The sequence below is a fragment of the Streptomyces sp. NPDC003456 genome, assembly GCF_042878735.1.
GTDB lineage: Bacteria > Actinomycetota > Actinomycetes > Streptomycetales > Streptomycetaceae > Streptomyces.
Genome location: NZ_JBIAOK010000002.1, coordinates 955,884 through 973,362, shown reverse-complemented (window position 1 = coordinate 973,362; position 17,479 = coordinate 955,884). Strand labels below are relative to the sequence as shown.

Sequence of the window (17,479 nt, the reverse complement as noted above, 5' to 3'; positions counted from 1 at the left end):
TCAGCAGGTGCGGGCTCCGGCAGGGTCACTGCTGTGCCGCCCGCAGTATCCGGTTGATCGTGCGGCTGATCTCGGCCGCGTTGCGTGGCCAGTACATCTCGTTGTGCGCGCAGGCGATGTCGATGCGCTGCACACGGCCGTCGACGTGGTCCTGCCAGAGCACGTCGAGATCCTCGTCCAGTTCCCGCTTGTCGTGGGTCTCCGGGTCGAGGAGTGCGTTGAAGAAGACGACGTCACCTCGGTACCGCGGTGAGGTGAACCGCCGCATCTGCTCCATCTGTCCGATGAAGATCGAGGAAGCGGTGGTGACGAGCGACGGGTATTCCTCCATCCCCGCCAGATGTCCCATGTAGTTGGCGAGGTAACGGCGGACCACGGACTCGTCCAGCGCCTCGAGATCCGCGAAGTGGCTGGAGGGCGCGGCGTCCAGCAGTGCCAGGAGCGCCACCTCGTGCCCGCGGCGCTGGAGTTCGGCCGCCATGGCGTGCGCGAGAGTGCCGCCGAAGGACCAGCCCAGCAGGTGGTACGGGCCGTTCGGCTGGACCCGCAGCACCTGTTCGAGGTAGTCCTCGACCATCTCCTCGATGGAGCCGGCCGGCGCGGTGGTGCCGTCGAAGCCGCGCGCCTGGATGCCGTACAGCGGGCGGCCCGGGTCCACGTGACGGGCGAAGCCGAGGTAGGGCCAGCTCAGCCCGCCGCCCGGGTGCAGCCACCACAGGGGCGGCTGATGTCCTTCGGTGCGGATCGGCAGGAGCACGGCGAACGGGTCCTCGAAGTGGGCGTCGGCGTCGGTGGTCAGCTGTGCCGCCAGCTCCGCGACGGTCGGGTACTGGAACACCGTGCGGATCGGGACGTCCACGCCCAGCTTCTCGCGGATCTGCCAGGCCAGGCGCGTCAGCCGCAGGGAGTGGCCACCGCAGGCGAAGAAGTCGTCGTCGATGCCGATCCGGTCCAGGCCCAGCACTTCGGCGAAGAGCGCGGCGAGTTGCTCCTCGCGCGGGGTGCGCGGCGCGCGGTGTTCCCCGCCGACCGGGTCCGGTTCGGGAAGCGCGGCCCGGTCCACCTTGCCGTTCTCGGTGAGCGGCAGCCGGTCCAGCACGACGATCTCGGCGGGCATCATGAACTCCGGCAGCCGGCCCGCGAGCCGCCCGCGCAGCTGAGAGGGCAGCCGGGAGGCGCGGCGGGACACCGCGGGGACGTTGGCCTGCCGGGCCGTGGGCGCGCCGACGGGCCGGTAGAGGCCGTCGCAGCAGACGGCGTCGACGTCGGGCACGACGGCCGCCTCGAAGCAGTCACCCGCCTGGGCCGACCACGTGCAGTACACCGCGAGCCCGCGTCCGGCCCCCCATGCCTCCAGTGCGGCGGGGTCCAGGGTGCCGCCCAGTTCGGCGGGGGCGCCCCACTCGGCGGCCTCACCGGCCAGGCGGGCGTTGGGGACACGGGTGAGGCGGAGCCGGCCGCCGCGCCGGGCGAGCGCGGTCTCCAGGTCGTCCAGTGCGCGGACCTCGGCCCCCCAGACCGCCTCGGGCAGGTCGCCGAGGTCCAGCGGCTTCGCCGGCGCCTTGTGCAGCACGACCTCGTAGCGGTGGCGGGTCAGCTCGTTGTGGTAGGTGCCCTGCTTGAGGCGGATGTCGGCCGCGACGGCGTCCGGACGGGCCTCGGCGTAGCGGGTGAAGAAGCCCGGGTCGACGACGAGTTCCTTCTCGGCGAGCACCGCGCGTTCGACGGCGGCCTGCACGGCGGCGGGGCCGTCGGCGGGCTGCCGGCAGCGGTGCACGGCGGCGGCGAAGGTGCGCAGGGTGCGGTGGTTGCGCACGTCGCCGAGCACGACGCGCCCGCCGGGTGCGAGCCGGTCCATCGCGAGGTCGAGGACGCGGCTGAGGTAGCCGGCGTCCGGGAAGTACTGCACGACCGAGTTGAGGATCACCGTGTCGAAGTACCCGGCGGGCAGGCCGTCGGCGTCGTGGGCGGGCTGGCAGCGCAGGGTCACCTTGTCCGCGAGCCGCCGGTCGGCGCCGGTCTGGGCGCGCAGCCGGTCGATCACGGGTGCCGAGAAGTCGGTGCCCCAGTACTCCTCGCTCTTTGGTGCCAGCGGGCCGAGCAGCAGGCCGGAGCCGACGCCGATCTCCAGCACCCGGCGCGGGCGCAGGTCCCGCACCCTCCGCAGCACCGCTTCGCGCCAGGAGCGCATCTCCTCCAGCGGGATGGGGCGGCCGGTGTAGGAGCTGTTCCAGCCGGTGAAGTCCTCCCCGACCGTGTCGGCGGCGACCTCCGTCCCGCCGTACATGGAGTCGTAGACCTCGCGCCACTCGTCGACCTGTTCGGCGGCGTCACGGCCGGTGGAGGCGGTGCCGTCGGGCACCACGTAGGCGACCATGCGGCGTTCGCCGAGCCGGTCCCGGCGCACGGCGACCACCGCGTGAGCCACGCCCTCCTGTTCGCGCAGCACCGCCTCCAGCTCGCCCGGCTCGACGCGGAAGCCGCGCAGCTTGAGCTGGTCGTCGCTGCGGCCGACGTAGTGGAGGCGGCCTGCGGCGTCCCAGCGCACCAGGTCGCCGGTGCGGTAGACGCGGGTCCCGGGCCGCGCGCACGGGTCGGGCACGAAGCGGGTGGCGGTCAGGCCGGGTCGGCCGGTGTATCCGCGGGCGACTCCGTCGCCGCCGATGTACAGCTCGCCCACCACGCCGGGTGGCACGGGCCGCAGCCGGTCGTCCAGCACGAGGAGCCGGCTGCCGTCCATCGGGGTGCCGATGGGCAGCGGGTCGCCGCACTGCTCGGCGGAGGTCATCCGGTGCCGGGAGGCGAACGTGGTGGTCTCGGTGGGGCCGTAGCCGTTGACCACGGTGAGGCCGGGGCAGGTGTCGAGGACCGTGCGGACGGCTGTCGGCGACAGGACGTCACCGCCCGCCCAGATCTCCTGGACGGCGCCGAAGCACGCGGCGTGCTGTTCGGCCATGACGGCGAACAGCCCGGCGGTCAGCCACAGGGCCGTCACCTCCTGCTCGGTGATCAGCCGGGCGAGTTCCGCGGCGTCCGGCCGGCCGGCGCGGGCCAGCACGGCCGTGCCGCCGCCCAGCAGCGGCACCCACATCTCGTACGTCGACGCGTCGAAGGTGTGCGGCGAGTGGACGAGGACGCGGCGATGGGCGCCGGTGCGGAAGCAGCCGTCGAGGGCCAGGTCCACGACGTTGCGGTGGGTCACCTCCACGCCCTTGGGCCGGCCGGTGGAACCCGAGGTGTACATCACGTAGGCGGCGGCGTGCTCGTCGACGCCCTTCAGCTCGGGCGGCGTGCCGGGCAGCCCGGCCAGGTCCTCCTCGGCGAGTCCCTCGTCCACGGTGACCGCCGGTGCGAGGTCGGCCAGGAGGAAGTCGATGCGCTCGGGCGGATAGGCGGGGTCGACCGGCGCGTAGGCGGCGCCCGCCTTGAGGACGCCGAGTATCGCGGCGACCAGCAGCGGCGAGCGTTCCATGACGAGCGCGACGCGGTCGGCGGGGCGGACGCCCCGGGCGCGGAGGTGGTGGGCGATCCGGTTGGACCAGCGGTCCAGTTCCGCGTAGGTCCACGTGCGCGCGGTGTCCGGGGCGGCCAGCGCGGTGGCGTCCGGTGTCGCGGCGACCGCCGCGGCGAACCGTTCGGCGAGGGTGCCGGCCCGGAATCCGGCGTCCCGGGCCGGGCCGCTCCAGGCGCTCAGTGCCCTGCTCTCCTCCTCGGTCAGGACATCGACGGATCCGATGGGCGTGTCCGGTGCCGCGACCGCTCGGCGCAGGAAGTGGCGCCAGCGGTCGAGCAGTTTCCTGACCGTCTCCTCGTCGAAGAGTTCGGTGGCGTACTCCGCGAAGCCCTCGATGCGGGGCAGCGCGCCTTCCTCGTCCCGTTCGGTGACGCTGATGAACAGGTCGAAGCGTGCGGTGCCGAGGGAGAACGGCTCCTCGGTCACGGTCAGGCCGGACAGGTGGAACTCCGGCCGCGTGTTGTTCTGCAGCGCCAGGCACACCTGGAACAGCGGGTGATGGGCGGGCGAGCGGACGGGATTGAGCACCTCGACGAGGTGCTCGAACGGGACGTCCTGGTGGTCGTAGGCGGCGAGGCTGTTCTCGCGGACGCGGCCCACCAGTTCGGCGAAGGAGGGGTCGCCGGAGGTGTCCGCGCGCAGCACCCACGTGTTGACGAAGAAGCCGACCAGTCGGGTGAGCGCCTCGTCGGTGCGTCCGGCGATGGGCGAGCCGATGGGCACGTCGGTGCCCGCGCCGAGCCGGGTGAGGAGCGCGGCGAGGGCCGCCTGGAGCACCATCGACACCGTGGCGCCCGTCTCCCGGGCCGTCCGGCGGACGCCGTCGGTCAGCTCGGGGTCCAGGGCGAGCGGTACGAGATCGCCGGCGTAGGACGCGACGGCGGGCCGGGGACGGTCGGTGGGGGGCGTGACGGTCTCGGGCAGGCCGGCCAGCCGGGTCGTCCAGTAGTCCAGCTGCCGCCGGTAGAGGCTGCCCGGGTTCTCGCTGTCGCCCAGCAGGTCCCGCTGCCACAGCGTGTAGTCGGCGTACTGCACGGGAAGCGGTTCCCACTCGGGCGCCCGGCCCGCGCGGCGGGACTCGTAGGCGGCGGTGAGGTCCTCGGCGAGCGGGAGGGCGGACCAGCCGTCGGCGGCGATGTGGTGGGCGCCGACGAGGAACACCGCTTCGCGGGGGCCGGTGCGCAGCAGCCAGGTGCGGAAGGGGATCTCGGCCGCCAGGTCGAACGGGCGCCGCGCCGCCTCGCGCAGGAGGCCGGGCAGCTCGGCCTCGGTCACCTCGCGCTCCTCCCAGGGGACCTCGACCGCGGCCGGCGGCAGGATCCGCTGGTACGGCTGCCCGTCGGCCTCGCCGAAGACCGTCCGCAGCGATTCGTGCCGTTCGACGACGTCGTGCACGGCGCGGCGCAGGGCGGCCGCGTCGAGGGCGCCGCGCATCCGCAGGGCCAGCGCGATGTTGTAGGTGGCCGAGGGGCCTTCGAAGCGGTGGATGAACCACAGCCGCTGCTGGGCGTAGGACAGGGGCAGCCGTTCGGGCCGGGTCTGGGGGACCAAGGGCGGGCGCAGACGGTTCAAGGTGGTCAGGTGCGCCGCGAGTTCGGCGACGGTGGGTGACTGGAAGACGGCCCGGATGGGGATCTCCACGCCGTGCTCCGCCCGGATCCGGCTGACCAGCCGGGTGGCCAGGAGCGAGTGGCCGCCGATGGTGAAGAAGTTGTCGTCCACGCCGACCCGGTCGAGGCCGAGGACCGCGGCGAACAGCGCGCACAGCGACTCCTCCTCCGGCGTGGCGGGAGCCCGGCCGCCGCCGGCGGTGTAGTCGGGTGCGGGCAGGGCGCGCCGGTCGGGCTTGCCGTTGTCGGTCAGCGGCACGGAGGCGATGGGCACGACGGCGGCCGGGATCATGTACTCGGGCAGCGTCTCGCGCAGGTGGCCGCGGAGCGCGGGCAGCAGTGCCGTGACGGCCGCGGCGACCGCGGGGTCGTTCGCCGCGGTGCGTCCGTCGGTGGCCGGCAGGTAGGTGCCGGTGAGGGGGGTCCCGGCCGGCGGGCCGTCGAGCAGCACGACGACGTCGAGCAGGTCGACCGCGTCGGCGGACCAGGTCGGCACCGCGTCCCAGCCGTGCCGGGCGGCCCAGGCGCGGATCTCGGCGGGGTCGAGCGGCGGCAGCCCGGGGTCGGCGCGGTCGTCGAGGGCGAGAGCACGTGCCGCTGCGGCCTCGCCGGTGAGGCGGGCGTTCGGGATGCCGGTGATCCGCACCGCCGGTTCGGGCCGGCCGGCCAACTGCTCGGCGAGGCGGCCCGGGTCGCCGTCCCAGGCCAGGGCGGGTACGGCGGCGAGGTGTCGCGGGCTGCCCGCCGGGCCGGTGCCCGGCTTGTGCAGCACGGCCTCGTAACGGTGCCGGGTCAGCTCGTTGTGGTGGACGCCGTCCTTGAGGCGGATGTCGGCCCCGGCCGCCCCTGCGCTCCGCGCCCAGTGCAGGAACCACTCGGGGTCGACCACCAGTTCCTTCTCCAGCAGGACGGCCTGCTCGACGGCGGTGCGCAGGACGGCCGGTGGCGCGTCGGGGTGCTTCGCCCGCTGGACGCCTGCCTGGAGTGTGCGCAGGGAGGCCGCCCGCCGGATGTCGCCGAGGACGATCCGGCCGCCCGGGGCGAGCAGCCGCCAGGCGCCTTCCAGGACCCGGGCCAGGTAGCGCTCGTGGGGGAAGTACTGCACGACGGAGTTGAGCACGACGGTGTCGAAGACGCCTGAGGGCAGTCCGGTCAGGTCGTCGGCGGCCTGGTGGCGTAACCGGACCCGGTCGGCCAGGCCGGCCCGGGCCACCTGGCCGCCGAGCCGGTCGAGCACGGCCCGGGACAGGTCCGTGGCCCAGTACTCGGTGACCCGGCCGGCGATCCGGGCGAGCAGGAGGCCGGTGCCGGCGCCGAGTTCGAGGACGCGCTCGGGCGACCAGCGCAGGACGCCTTCCACCGCGGCGTCGCGCCAGGCCCGCATCTCCTCGAGCGGGATCGGCTCACCGGTGGCGGAGTCGTTCCAGCCGGTGAAGTCCTCACCGAACTCGTGCCCGCCGCCGTCGGAGTAGGTCAGGTCGTAGACCTCCTGCCACTCCTCCACCTGGTCCCCGGTGTCACCCGCGGGTGGCAGGGCCCCGGTGTCCGGGACGACGTAGGCGACCAGGCGCAGGTCGCCGGGCTGGTCCTCGCGGGCGGTCACGATGGCCTGGCGGACGGCCGGGTGCCGGACCAGGGCGTGCTCGATCTCGCCGGGCTCCACGCGGAACCCGCGCAGCTTGACCTGGTTGTCGGCGCGGCCGAGGAAGCAGAGGGTGCCGTCCGGGAAGAAGGCGGCCCGGTCGCCGGTGCGGTACAGCCGGTCGCCCTCGCGCGTGCTGAAGGGGTCACGGACGAAACGTTCCGCCGTCAGCTCGGGCCGGTTGACGTAGCCGACGCACAGGCAGTCGCCGCCGATGTACAGGTCGCCCTCGACGCCGACGGGAAGCGGTTCCATGTGCTCGTCGAGCACGTAGTAGCGCGCGTTGTCGATGGGCCGGCCGTAGGGGATGCTGCGCCACGAGGGGTCGATCTCCCGGACCCGGAAGTAGTTGGACCACACCGTCGCCTCGGTGGCGCCGCCGAGGCTGACGATCTCGGCGCCGGTGAAGACGCGGCGGACCTCGTCGGGCAGCGACAGCGGGGTGTAGTCGCCGGAGAGGAACACCAGGCGCAGGTCGTCGGTGCCCTCGTACCGGTCGTCCTGCGTCAGCAGCGAGGCGACCTGGTTGAGGGTGGTGGGCACCGAGTCCCAGAAGGTGATCGGCTCCGTGAGCAGCACGTCCAGGAGGAGTCGGGGATCGCGCTGCTGCAGGGCGTCCGCGATGTAGACGCCGCCGCCGCAGCCGAGCAGGCCGAAGATGTCGAAGACCGACAGGTCGAAACCGAGCGAGGTGACGCACAGGACGACGTCGTCGGGGCCGAACGCGAACGTGCGGTAGCACCAGTCCAGCAGGTTGTGCACCGGGCGGTGGGTGACCGCGACGCCCTTCGGCTTCCCGGTGCTGCCGGAGGTGAAGATGATGTACGCCGTGCTGTCCGGCCCCGCGACCGGTTGGGGGTCGTGGTCGGCGCCGGGCGAGCCGGCGACGGCGAGGTCGACGAGCCGCACACCGTCCGGCGGGGCCCAGCGCTCGGTGTCGGGCGTGGACAGCACGAGGGCGCACCCGGCGTCCTCGAGCATGCCGGCCACGCGGTCGGCGGGCAGCGCCGGTTCGAGCGGCAGATAGGCGCCGCCGGCCTTGAGGACGCCCAGGACGGCCGCGATCATGGCCGGTCCGCGGGGGACGCAGACGCCGACCACGGTCTCGGGACCGACCCCGTGTGCCTTCAGGTCCCAGGCGACGCGGTTGGCCCACCGGTTCAGCTCGCCGTAGGTCATGGTGCCCGCGGCCCAGCGCAGGGCGGTGGCGTCCGGACGTCGTGCGGCCTGCTCCTCGAAGAGCAGGTGGACCGGTCCCGGGCAGTGCACGGGGTGGGCGGTGTCGTTCCACTCGACGAGAATCCTGTGGCGCTCGGCGGCGTCGAGGGTGTCGCCGGACGGGCCGGGTTCGTTCGTGACGGCCGTGCCCACGGGGACGGCCGGGTCGGCCACGACCTCCTCGACGACGGCCACGAAGCGTGCCGCGACGTCCTCCACGGTGGAGCGGTCGAAGAGGTCGGTGGCGTACTCGATCTCACCGACGACCGAGCCGGTCACGTCGTCCGGCGCCAGGTTGAAGAACAGGTCGAACTTGGCGCTGCCGGTGGGCAGCGGTTCCATCGTCACGCTGAGGCCCGGCAGGTCCAGGTGCGGCGCGGTGTTGCTCTGCCACGCCAGCACGACCTGGAACAGGGGGTGGTGTGCGGTCGACCGCTCCGGCCGCAGGAGTTCCACGAGCCTTTCGAACGGCACGTCCTGGTGATCGTAGGCGGCGATCGCCTTTTTCCGGACCTGTTCGAGCACCCACGCGAAACTCCGGTCCGCGGTCACCTGCACGCGCAAGGTCCACGTGTTGACAAAGAAGCCCACCAGTTCATTCAGTGCCTCCTCCGTACGGCCCGCGATCGGCGAGCCGACGGTCACATCCTTGCCTCCCCCCAGCCGGTGCAGCAACACCACCAGAGCGGCCTGCAGGACGATGGCCGTCGTCACACCGTTGGATTGCGCCAACCTTTCCACGGCGGTGCGCAGTTCGGCCGGCAACCCGACCGGGACCGAATCGCCGCGGAAACTCGCCACCTCCGGGCGGGGCCGGTCCAGAGGCAGGGGAAGAGGTGTGGACACACCGGCCAGTTCTTCACGCCAATAGGCGCTCTGCACCGAGACGATGCTGTCCGGATCCTTTTCGTCGCCCAGCATTTCCTGCTGCCACAGCGCGTAGTCCGCGTACTGCACGGGCAGTTCGGGCCAGTCCGGTGCCGTGCCCGTGACCCGGGCCCGGTAGGCCGTCGACACGTCACGTGCCAGCGGGGCCAGCGAACCGCCGTCGCCGGCGATGTGGTGGAGCACCAGGACGACCAAGAACTCCTCGTCGCCGCTCTGCAGGACGCAGCCGCGCAGCGGCACGTCCGCCGCCAGGTCGAACCAGCTGCCGCTGACCGACTCCACGACGCCGGGCACCCGCTCGGGGGCCACCCGGCCCCAGTCCTGCCACGGCAGGTCGATGTCGGCGGGATCGAGAACGCGTTGATACGGCCGGCCGTCGGTCTCCGCGAAAACCGTGCGCAGGACTTCGTGGCGCACCATCACGTCCAGGAACGCCGCCCGCAGCGCGACGGTGTCGAGCGGGCCGCGGCAGCGCAGGAGCAGCGGAATGTTGTAAGTGGAAGAAGGGCCTTCGAAGCGGTTGATGAACCACATGCGCCGCTGCGCGTACGACAGGGGGGTCATGGTTTCTCCTACCTTTCGGTCATTCTCCGCAGCGGCATTCGGGTGGAGGCCGACATCTCGTTCCAGCGGGCGGTCAGTCCGGCGACGGTCGGGGTGGTGAAGAGGATGCTCATCGGGATTTCCACGCCCCATTCCGCGCGCACCCGGGACACCAACCGGGTGGCCGTCAGGGAATGGCCGCCCAGAAGGAAGAAGTCGTCGTCCAGGCCGACGCGTTCGGCGCCCAGCACCTCGGCGAACAACGCGCACAGCCTCTCTTCCCGGGCGGTGCGAGGAGGCCGGTACCCGTCCCCGGCGAACTCCGGGCGGGGCAGGGCGGAACGGTCGAGCTTGCCGTTGGGCGTCAGGGGCAGTTCCGCGAGGGTGACGAACGCGGCCGGGAGCATGTACGCCGGCAGCCGCTGTCCGACCGCGTCCCGCAGCAGCGCCGCGGTGGGTTCGGCACCCGTCTCCGGCACCACGTAGGCCACCAGCCGGCGGTCACCCGGGCGGTCCTCGCGGGCGACGACGACGGCCCGGCGCACCGCCGGGTGGCGGGTCAGGGCGTGCTCGATCTCGGCGGGTTCGATCCGGTGACCGCGCAGTTTGATCTGGTGGTCGGAGCGGCCGAGGTACTCGACCTCGCCCGTGGCCGTCCAGCGGGCGAGGTCCCCGCTGCGGTACATCCGGGCGCCCGGTGGACCGAACGGGCAGGCCACGAACCGCTCCGCGGTCATGCCCGGCCTGTGGTGGTATCCGCGGGCCAGGCCCTCGCCGGCGATCCAGAGGTCGCCGATGGCGCCGGGCGGCACCGGGCGCAGTGCCCGGTCCAGCACGAGGATCCGGGTGCCGGCGACGGGTCCGCCGACGGCGGGGGGCATGCCGCTGCGGCCGGGGAGGACGCGGGCGGCGGTGGCGTAGACGGTGGTCTCGGTCGGGCCGTAGAGGTTGGTGACCTCCGCGGCGTGCCGGGACAGGGTTTCGGCGAGTCCCAGCGGCAGGGCTTCCCCGGTGGAGATCACGCGCAGCCCCGTCAGGCAGGCCGGCGCATGGGTGACCAGGCTCTGCCAGAGCGCGGGGGTGGCCTGCATGACGGTGACGCCGGACTGTTCGACGAGGTCCGGCAGCGCCGTCGGCCGGGTGAGGTCGTCCTTGCCGGCCAGGACGACCCGGCCGCCGGTGAGCAGGGGCAGGAAGAGTTCCAGCGCGGCGATGTCGAACGCGACGGTGGCGCAGGCCAGGAGCCGGTCGTCCGGCGTGAGGGCGAAACGCTCCTGCATGCCCGTCAGCAGGGTCGCCAGCGCACCGTGCCGGACCACCACGCCCTTGGGTGTGCCGGTGGAGCCGGACGTGTAGATGACGTAGGCGGCGTGGTCGGGGCCGAGCGGCACCCGCGGGCCTTCGGCGGGGTGCGGGGAGCGGTCGGACAGGTCCACCGCAGCCAGCCGCTCGTCGTCGAGGACCAGGACCGGTGCGCTGTCCTCGACCACGGCACGCACCCGGGCGGCCGGATACTCCGGGTCCACCGGCACGTACGCGCCGCCGGCCTTCCACACGGCCAGCAGGGCCACCACCAGGTCGGCGGAGCGGGGCAGCAGCACCACGACCCGGGACTCCGGGCCGACGCCCTGCCCGGCCAGCCAGTGCGCCAGCCGGCCGGACCGCTCCTCCAGCTCCCGGTAGGTCAGCCGGTCCCCGCGGAACTCGACACCGACCGTGCCGGGCGTGCGGGCCGCCTGTGCCGCGATCAGCTCGGGTACGGTCCGCCCGGGGGGCGTGACCGCGGTGTCGTTCCAGCCGTGCAGCACCTGTGCGCGCTCGGCGTCGGACAGCACGTCGAGCGCACCGGCGGTGAGCGGCGAGCCGGCGGCGAACTGGCGCAGGATCCGCACCAGCCGGTCGGCGAGCACCTCCGCATCGGCCCGCCCGAAGACGTTGCGGCGGTACTGGAAGGAGATCCGCAGCAGCGGGTCGGCCGCCGCGATCACGGTCAGCGGGTAGTGCGGCGGGGCGTACGGGCGGATACCGGTCACCACCGGCCGCGCCGACCCGGACCGCGCGGAGGGGCCCGCCGCGTGACCGGCCCGGTCGACCGGGAACGACTCGAACACCACCAGCGTGTCGAACAGTTCGCTCAGCCCGGTCGCCCGCTGGATCCCGGCGAGTCCCACGTGGTGGTGTTCGAGCAGCCCCGCCTGGGCGTCCTGGAGCCGGCCGAGCACCTCCGGGACCGGGTCGGACGGTGTCCAGCGCACCCGTACCGGCACCGTGTCGATGAACAGGCCGATGGTGGTGTCCGCGCCCGGCAGCCCGGTGGGCCGGCCGGCGACCGTGGCGCCGAACAGCACGTCCTGGCTGCCGGTGAGCTGCGCCAGCACCATGGCCCACGCACCCTGCACCAGGGTGTTGGTGGTGACACCCCACTGCGCGGCTCGGCGCGCCAGCCGGGTGGTGTCCTCGCCCGTGAGCGGCACGTCGATCTGCCCACTGCCGCTGTCGGCGGGCCGGGCACCGGCGATCGTGGGTGCCAGCAGCGTCGGCTGCGCCACACCCGCCAGTTCCCGGGCCCATGCGCGGGCGGAGCGTGCCGCGTCCCGCCGCGACAGCCAGTGCAGGAAGTCGCGGTACCCGTGCGAGCGCACCGCGCCGCCCGTGCCGCCGGCCGTGTACAGGTCCAGCAGTTCACGGCCGACGAGGGGTACGGACCAGCCGTCGAGCAGCACGTGGTGGGCGGTGAGGGCCAGTTCGGCGTGCCGGGGGCCGAGAGTGACGAGCGTCAGGCGCAGCAGCGGCGGGCTGTCGGGGTGGAAGCGGGTGTCCCGCTCCCCGGCGAGGATCTCCTCGAGCCGCTCGGCCGCGTGGTCGTCGCCCGTGAGGTCGTGGTGCCGCCAGGGCAGCCGGACGTCGTCCACGACGACCTGTACGGGTGCACCGGTGGCGCTCGGCTGGAACGCGACGCGCAGGTTCGGGTGCCGGTCGAGCAGCGCCTGGCCCGCCGCCCGCAGGCGCGCGGGGTCGACCGGGCCTTCGAGGCGGAAGACGAACTGCGTCTGGTACGCCTCGGACGCGCTGCGGGCGAGCATCGTGTGGTAGAGCAGCCCGTCCTGCAGCGGCGTGAGCGGCCAGACGTCACTGATCCTTCCGAACCGACCTTGCCAGTCGTCGAGTTCCTCTTGGCCGACCGTGACCAGCGGGACGTCGGACGGGGTCAGTCCCCGTCCGCCGGATGCGACCAGGTCCCGCAGGCCGCGCAGGGCCGCGCACCAGGTACGGCAGAGGGCGCGGACCTCGTCGGCGGTCAGGACCCCGGTGGCGAAGGTGAACAGCGCGGTGAGGCGGGCGTCGCGGCCGGTCCCGGTCACCAGGGCGTTGATCTCGAGGGCGCTGGGCGCCGGCATGTCCGCGGCCGGTGCCGCGACCAGCTCGGGGCACTCGGGCGCCGGAACCCATCCGGAGCCCTCGCCGGGTCCCTGGCCGGGTGCCGGCTCCGGCCCGGTGAAGGAGAAGCGGCCCAGGAAGTTGAACCCGATGTCGTCCGCCGGGTACGGGCGCAGGAGCGCGGCGGTGTCGTCGTTGACGTAGCGCAGCAGGGTGTAGCCGATGCCCCGGTCGGGCAGGGCCCGCCGCTGCTCCTTCACCCGTTTCAGGGCCTCGCCCGCGGCGGCCCTTCCGCAGACGGCGGCGTCGACGTCGATGCCCGAGACGTCGAGGCGTACGGGGGTGACCGTGGTGAACCAGCCGACCGTGCGGGACAGGTCCGCGCCCGGCACCAGTTCCTCCTGCCTGCCGTGCCCCTCCAGCCGGACGACCGTCGTGCCGTCGGTGAGGCCCCGCCGTTCCCGGGCCAGGGCGAGGACCAGGGCCGTGAGCAGGACGTCGTCCGCTCCGCTGCGGTAGGCCGCGGGGACGGACGTGAGGACCGCGTCCGTGAGGTCGGGCGGGAGGTCCACCCGGACCGTGCCGGTGGTGGAGGTGAGGTCCCGGGCGGGGTCGAGCGGCCGGGAGCCCACGGGTGCGACGGGAGCCGCGAGCCGTTCGCGCCACCACGCCGCCTCCGCCGCCCGTTCGGGCCGGGCCGCCTCCTCGGTGAGCGCCTGCAGCCATCGCCGCAAGGAGGTGCCCACCGGCGGCAGTGCGGGAGTGCGGCCCTCTCGGACCTGATGCCAGGCCGCGGCCAGGTCGGGCAGCAGGACCCGCCAGGACATGCCGTCGACGACCAGGTGGTGGGCCGCGACCAGCAGCCGCCCGGGCCCGCCCGCGCTCCCCCGGAACCAGACCAGCCGGAGCATCCGCCCGGCCCGGGCGTCGATGTGCGCCACGGTCTCGTCCGCCCGGGCGCGCACCGCGGTCTGCCACGCCTCGTCGGCCCAGTCCCCCGGGCAGTCGACCCGCTCGATGAGCGCGCCGGCGTCCACCGTGCCGGGTGGCTGCACCAGGAGGCCGTCGTCGGTCAGCCGTGAGCGCAGGACGTCGTGCCGGTCCAGCACACAGCGCAGGGCCTCGGTGAGGCCCGGGAGGTCCACGGCCGCGGGCACGTCGAGCACCAGCCACTGGGCGAGGCGGTCCAGGCCCGGTCCCCGCTCGGCGTGGAGCCGGGCCATGGGGGGCAGCGGCAGCAGCCCGACGCCCCCGCCCTGCGGTTCGGCGAGGGCGGCCGGGGTGGTGGCGCGGGTCGCCGCCCGGGCCAGTGCGGCGACGGTACGGCACTCGAACACGGTGCGCGGGGTGAGCGCGAGGCCGCCGTCGCGGGCCCGGGCCACCACCTGGATGGCTCGGATGCTGTCGCCGCCCAGAGCGAAGAAGTCGTCGTCCAGCCCGATGTCGCCGAGGCCGAGCACCTCGGCGAAGGCGGCGGCCAGGAGGCGCTCCTCCCCCGTCGTGGGCGGCCGGTGGGCCCGGCGGGTGATCTCCGGATCGGGCAGCCCGGCTCGGTCCAGCTTGCCGTTCGCGGTCACCGGCAGGCGGTCCAGCGCGACGAAGGCGGCGGGCACCAGGTGGGCGGGCAGCCGGGCCGCGACGAAGCCGCGCAGTTCGGCGAGGTCCACACCGGCGTGGAGGTCCCAGTCGGCGTCGTTCGCGCCGCTGCCGCCGGCGGTCACCGGAACGACGTAGGCGACGAGTTGCGCGGCCGCGTCCGCGCCCCGGCCGGGCCGGGCGACGACGGCCGCCCTCAGCACCGCAGGGTGCTCCGTCAGTGTCTCCTCGATCTCCTGGGGCTCCACCCGGAAGCCGCGGATCTTCACCTGGTGGTCGGCGCGGCCGGCGAACTCCAGCTCGCCGCGGGTGTTCCAGCGCGCCAGGTCGCCGGTGCGGTACATGAGGCGTCCGGGTTCACCGAAGGGGCAGGCCACGAAGCGCTCCGCGGTCAGGGCCGGGCGGTCGTGGTAGCCCCGGGCGAGACCGGCGCCCTCGATGTAGAGGTCGCCGAAGACGCCGGGCGGCAGCGGCCGCAGCCGGCTGTCGAGGACGTGGAGCGCGGTGTTCCAGATGGGGGTGCCGATCGGCACGGTACGCGCCCCGGGCCGGTACTCCCAGGCGGTGACGTCCACGGCCGCCTCGGTCGGCCCGTACAGGTTGTGCAGGGGGACGCCGAAGGTGCGGTGGAACCGCTCGGCCAGGTCGGCCGGCAGGGCCTCTCCGCTGCACACCACCCGGCGCAGGCCGGTGCACGCGGCGGCCGCTTCGCCGGTGACGAACTCGGCCAGCATCGACGGGACGAAGTGCGCGGTGGTGACGCCGGTCCGCCCCATCAGCTCCGCGAGGTAGTCGGGGTCGCGGTGCCCGTCCGGCCGGGCGACCACCAGGGCCGCGCCGGTGATCAGCGGCCAGAAGAACTCCCAGACGGACACGTCGAAGGAGGCGGACGTCTTCTGCAGCACCCGGTCGCCGCCGTCGAGCCGGAACCGGTCCTGCATCCACAGCAGCCGGTTGACGATCGCGGCGTGCGTGACGACGACTCCCTTGGGCCGTCCGGTCGATCCCGACGTGTAGATCATGTAGGCGGGATGGCCGGGGCCGTGCGCGGCGGGGGTGACGGGCCCGTCGGTGGGCGGGGCGTCGTCGACGAGGACCACGGGGACGTCCGTCGGCGGCAGCCGGTCCGCCGTGTCCTTGACCGTCAGCAGCAGAGCGGGCCGGGCGTCGGCGAGCATGAAGCCGACGCGCGCGGCCGGGTAGTCCGGATCGACGGGGACGTAGGCGGCGCCCGCCCTGAGGACCGCCGTCAAGGCGACGACCAGTTCGGGGGAACGGGGCACGGCGACCGCGACGAAGCGCTCGGGCCCGGCGCCGCGCTCGGTCAGCAGGCGGGCGAGGCGGCCGGACCTCTCGGCCAGCTCCCGGTAGGTCGTCGAGGAGCCCTCGAAGACCAGCGCGACGGAGTCCGGTGTGAGGCGGGCCTGCCGGTCCAGCAGTTCGGTCAGGGTCGCCGGCGGCGGGGTCACCGTGGGACCGGCGGACGCGGCGAGCAGCGCGGGGTGCTCACCGGGGTGCAGCGCGGTGACGGTCCCGACCGGGGCGTGCGGGTCGGCCAGGGCCTTGCGCAGGAACGTGACGAACCGGTCCGCGAGGCCGGCGACGTCCTGGTGGTCGTACGCGGTACGCGGCGCGTCGAACCTGACGTACAGGTCGCTGCCGGCCCGTCCGTCGGTGTAGACGCAGATCATGACCTCGTCGATGACGCCGAAGGTGCCGCCCGCGAAGTGCCCCGTGGCGCCCGCCAGGTCCAGCGCCTCCACGGCGGGCAGGACGTTGACGACGGTGCCGTACGGGCTGCGGGCGTCCGCGGCGTGGCCGGTGGCGCGTTTGATCAGGGAGATGTCGTGCCGCGCGTGCCGAAGGACCCGGCGCCGCTCCTTGGCCAGGGCCCCGGCCAGGTCGACGAAGTCGGCCGCGGGGTCCACCCGCGAGCGCAGCGGCACCCGGTTGGAGAGCAGCCCGAGGGAGCGGCGCAGCGCGCCGACGCGGTGATTGACGGTGATGGTCAGCAGTGGTTCGTCCAGACCGCACAGGTGCCCGAGGAACGCGGTGGCGGCCGAGGCGATCAGGTCGGCGACGGAGGTGCCGGCCGCGGTCGCGGCGCGTTCCCAGTCCGCGCGTTCGGCGGCCGGGACCGCCGCGGTGACGGTGGACATGGACTGCGGTGCGGTCAGGCCGTCCCAGTGACCGGGCCCGCCGGCGGGGGCGTCGGCGTGCGGACGGACACCGGCGGGCAGACGGGCGGCGGGCAGGTCTCCGGCGAGGTAGTCGGGCCAGAACCGCTCGGCGTCGGCGAACCGCGTCGACGTCCGGTAGGCGGCGTCCTTCGCCGCCGCGTCCTGCGGCGGGTTCGGGGCGCCCTCCGGCACCGCCGAACCGGCGCGCAGCGCCCGGTAGATCTCGGCGATCCGCCGGGACAGCAGGGTGAGCACGCCGTACGCGTCGGTGAGGACGTGGTGGAAGACCAGCACGAGCAGGTGGCGTCCGGGGCCCAGCCGGATGGAGCCCGTCCGCCACAGTGCGTCCTCGGTCAGGTCGAACGGCCGGCGCACGAGGTCGGCGACGACGGCGCGGGCCGCCTCGAGCGGGTCGGCGGCATCGCCGACATCGAGGCGGAACGGCTCCCAGGCCCCGGGGTCCCGGGCGACCTGCCGCAGTCCGTGCTCGTCCCGGCGGAAGTTCACCCTCAGCGCGTCGGCCTCCGCCACCGCCGCGCGCAGGGCGTCGGCGAGCAGGGCGGTGTCCAGCTCGCCGTCGATGTCCCAGAGGGTCGCCACGTTGTTCGGTACGTCGGGGCTGAACTCCTGCGCGAGCCACATGGCTTCCTGCGCGGATGTGACGCCGGTACAACCCATCCAGATGCCCCCAGCACAGTGGTTTCCCGGTCAACGGCCCCTTTGCCGTGCCCGATGCTTGTCTCGGTCCAGGTGGTCGAACAACTGCGATGAAAGATGTTGGCCAGAGATCGAAAAGGAATTGGCCATCACCCGGAACGACTCCGCCACGCGCCCGGCGCAGGTGTCCTTCCGGCTCCGACCGGCGTCCGCGCCGGACGTCCTCGCGGCACGTCCCCGGCCCGCCGCCCGG

At 73.9% G+C, this 17,479-nt stretch carries 1 protein-coding gene and 2 pseudogenes; all 3 read right to left on the bottom strand.

What is annotated here, in order from left to right:
- Window positions 1-25: 25 nt before the first annotated feature.
- Window positions 26-9,436, bottom strand: coding sequence for an amino acid adenylation domain-containing protein (locus ACFYWG_RS09835; protein ID WP_389200413.1), 9,411 nt, complete (start codon window positions 9,434-9,436; stop codon window positions 26-28).
- A gap of 8 nt (window positions 9,437-9,444) precedes the next feature.
- Window positions 9,445-9,681: pseudogene (locus tag ACFYWG_RS09830) on the bottom strand (phosphopantetheine-binding protein); the annotation flags it as partial.
- A 126-nt stretch (window positions 9,682-9,807) separates the two neighbouring features.
- Window positions 9,808-17,247, bottom strand: a pseudogene (locus tag ACFYWG_RS09825) (amino acid adenylation domain-containing protein); the annotation flags it as partial.
- Between the last annotated feature and the right edge of the window lie 232 nt (window positions 17,248-17,479).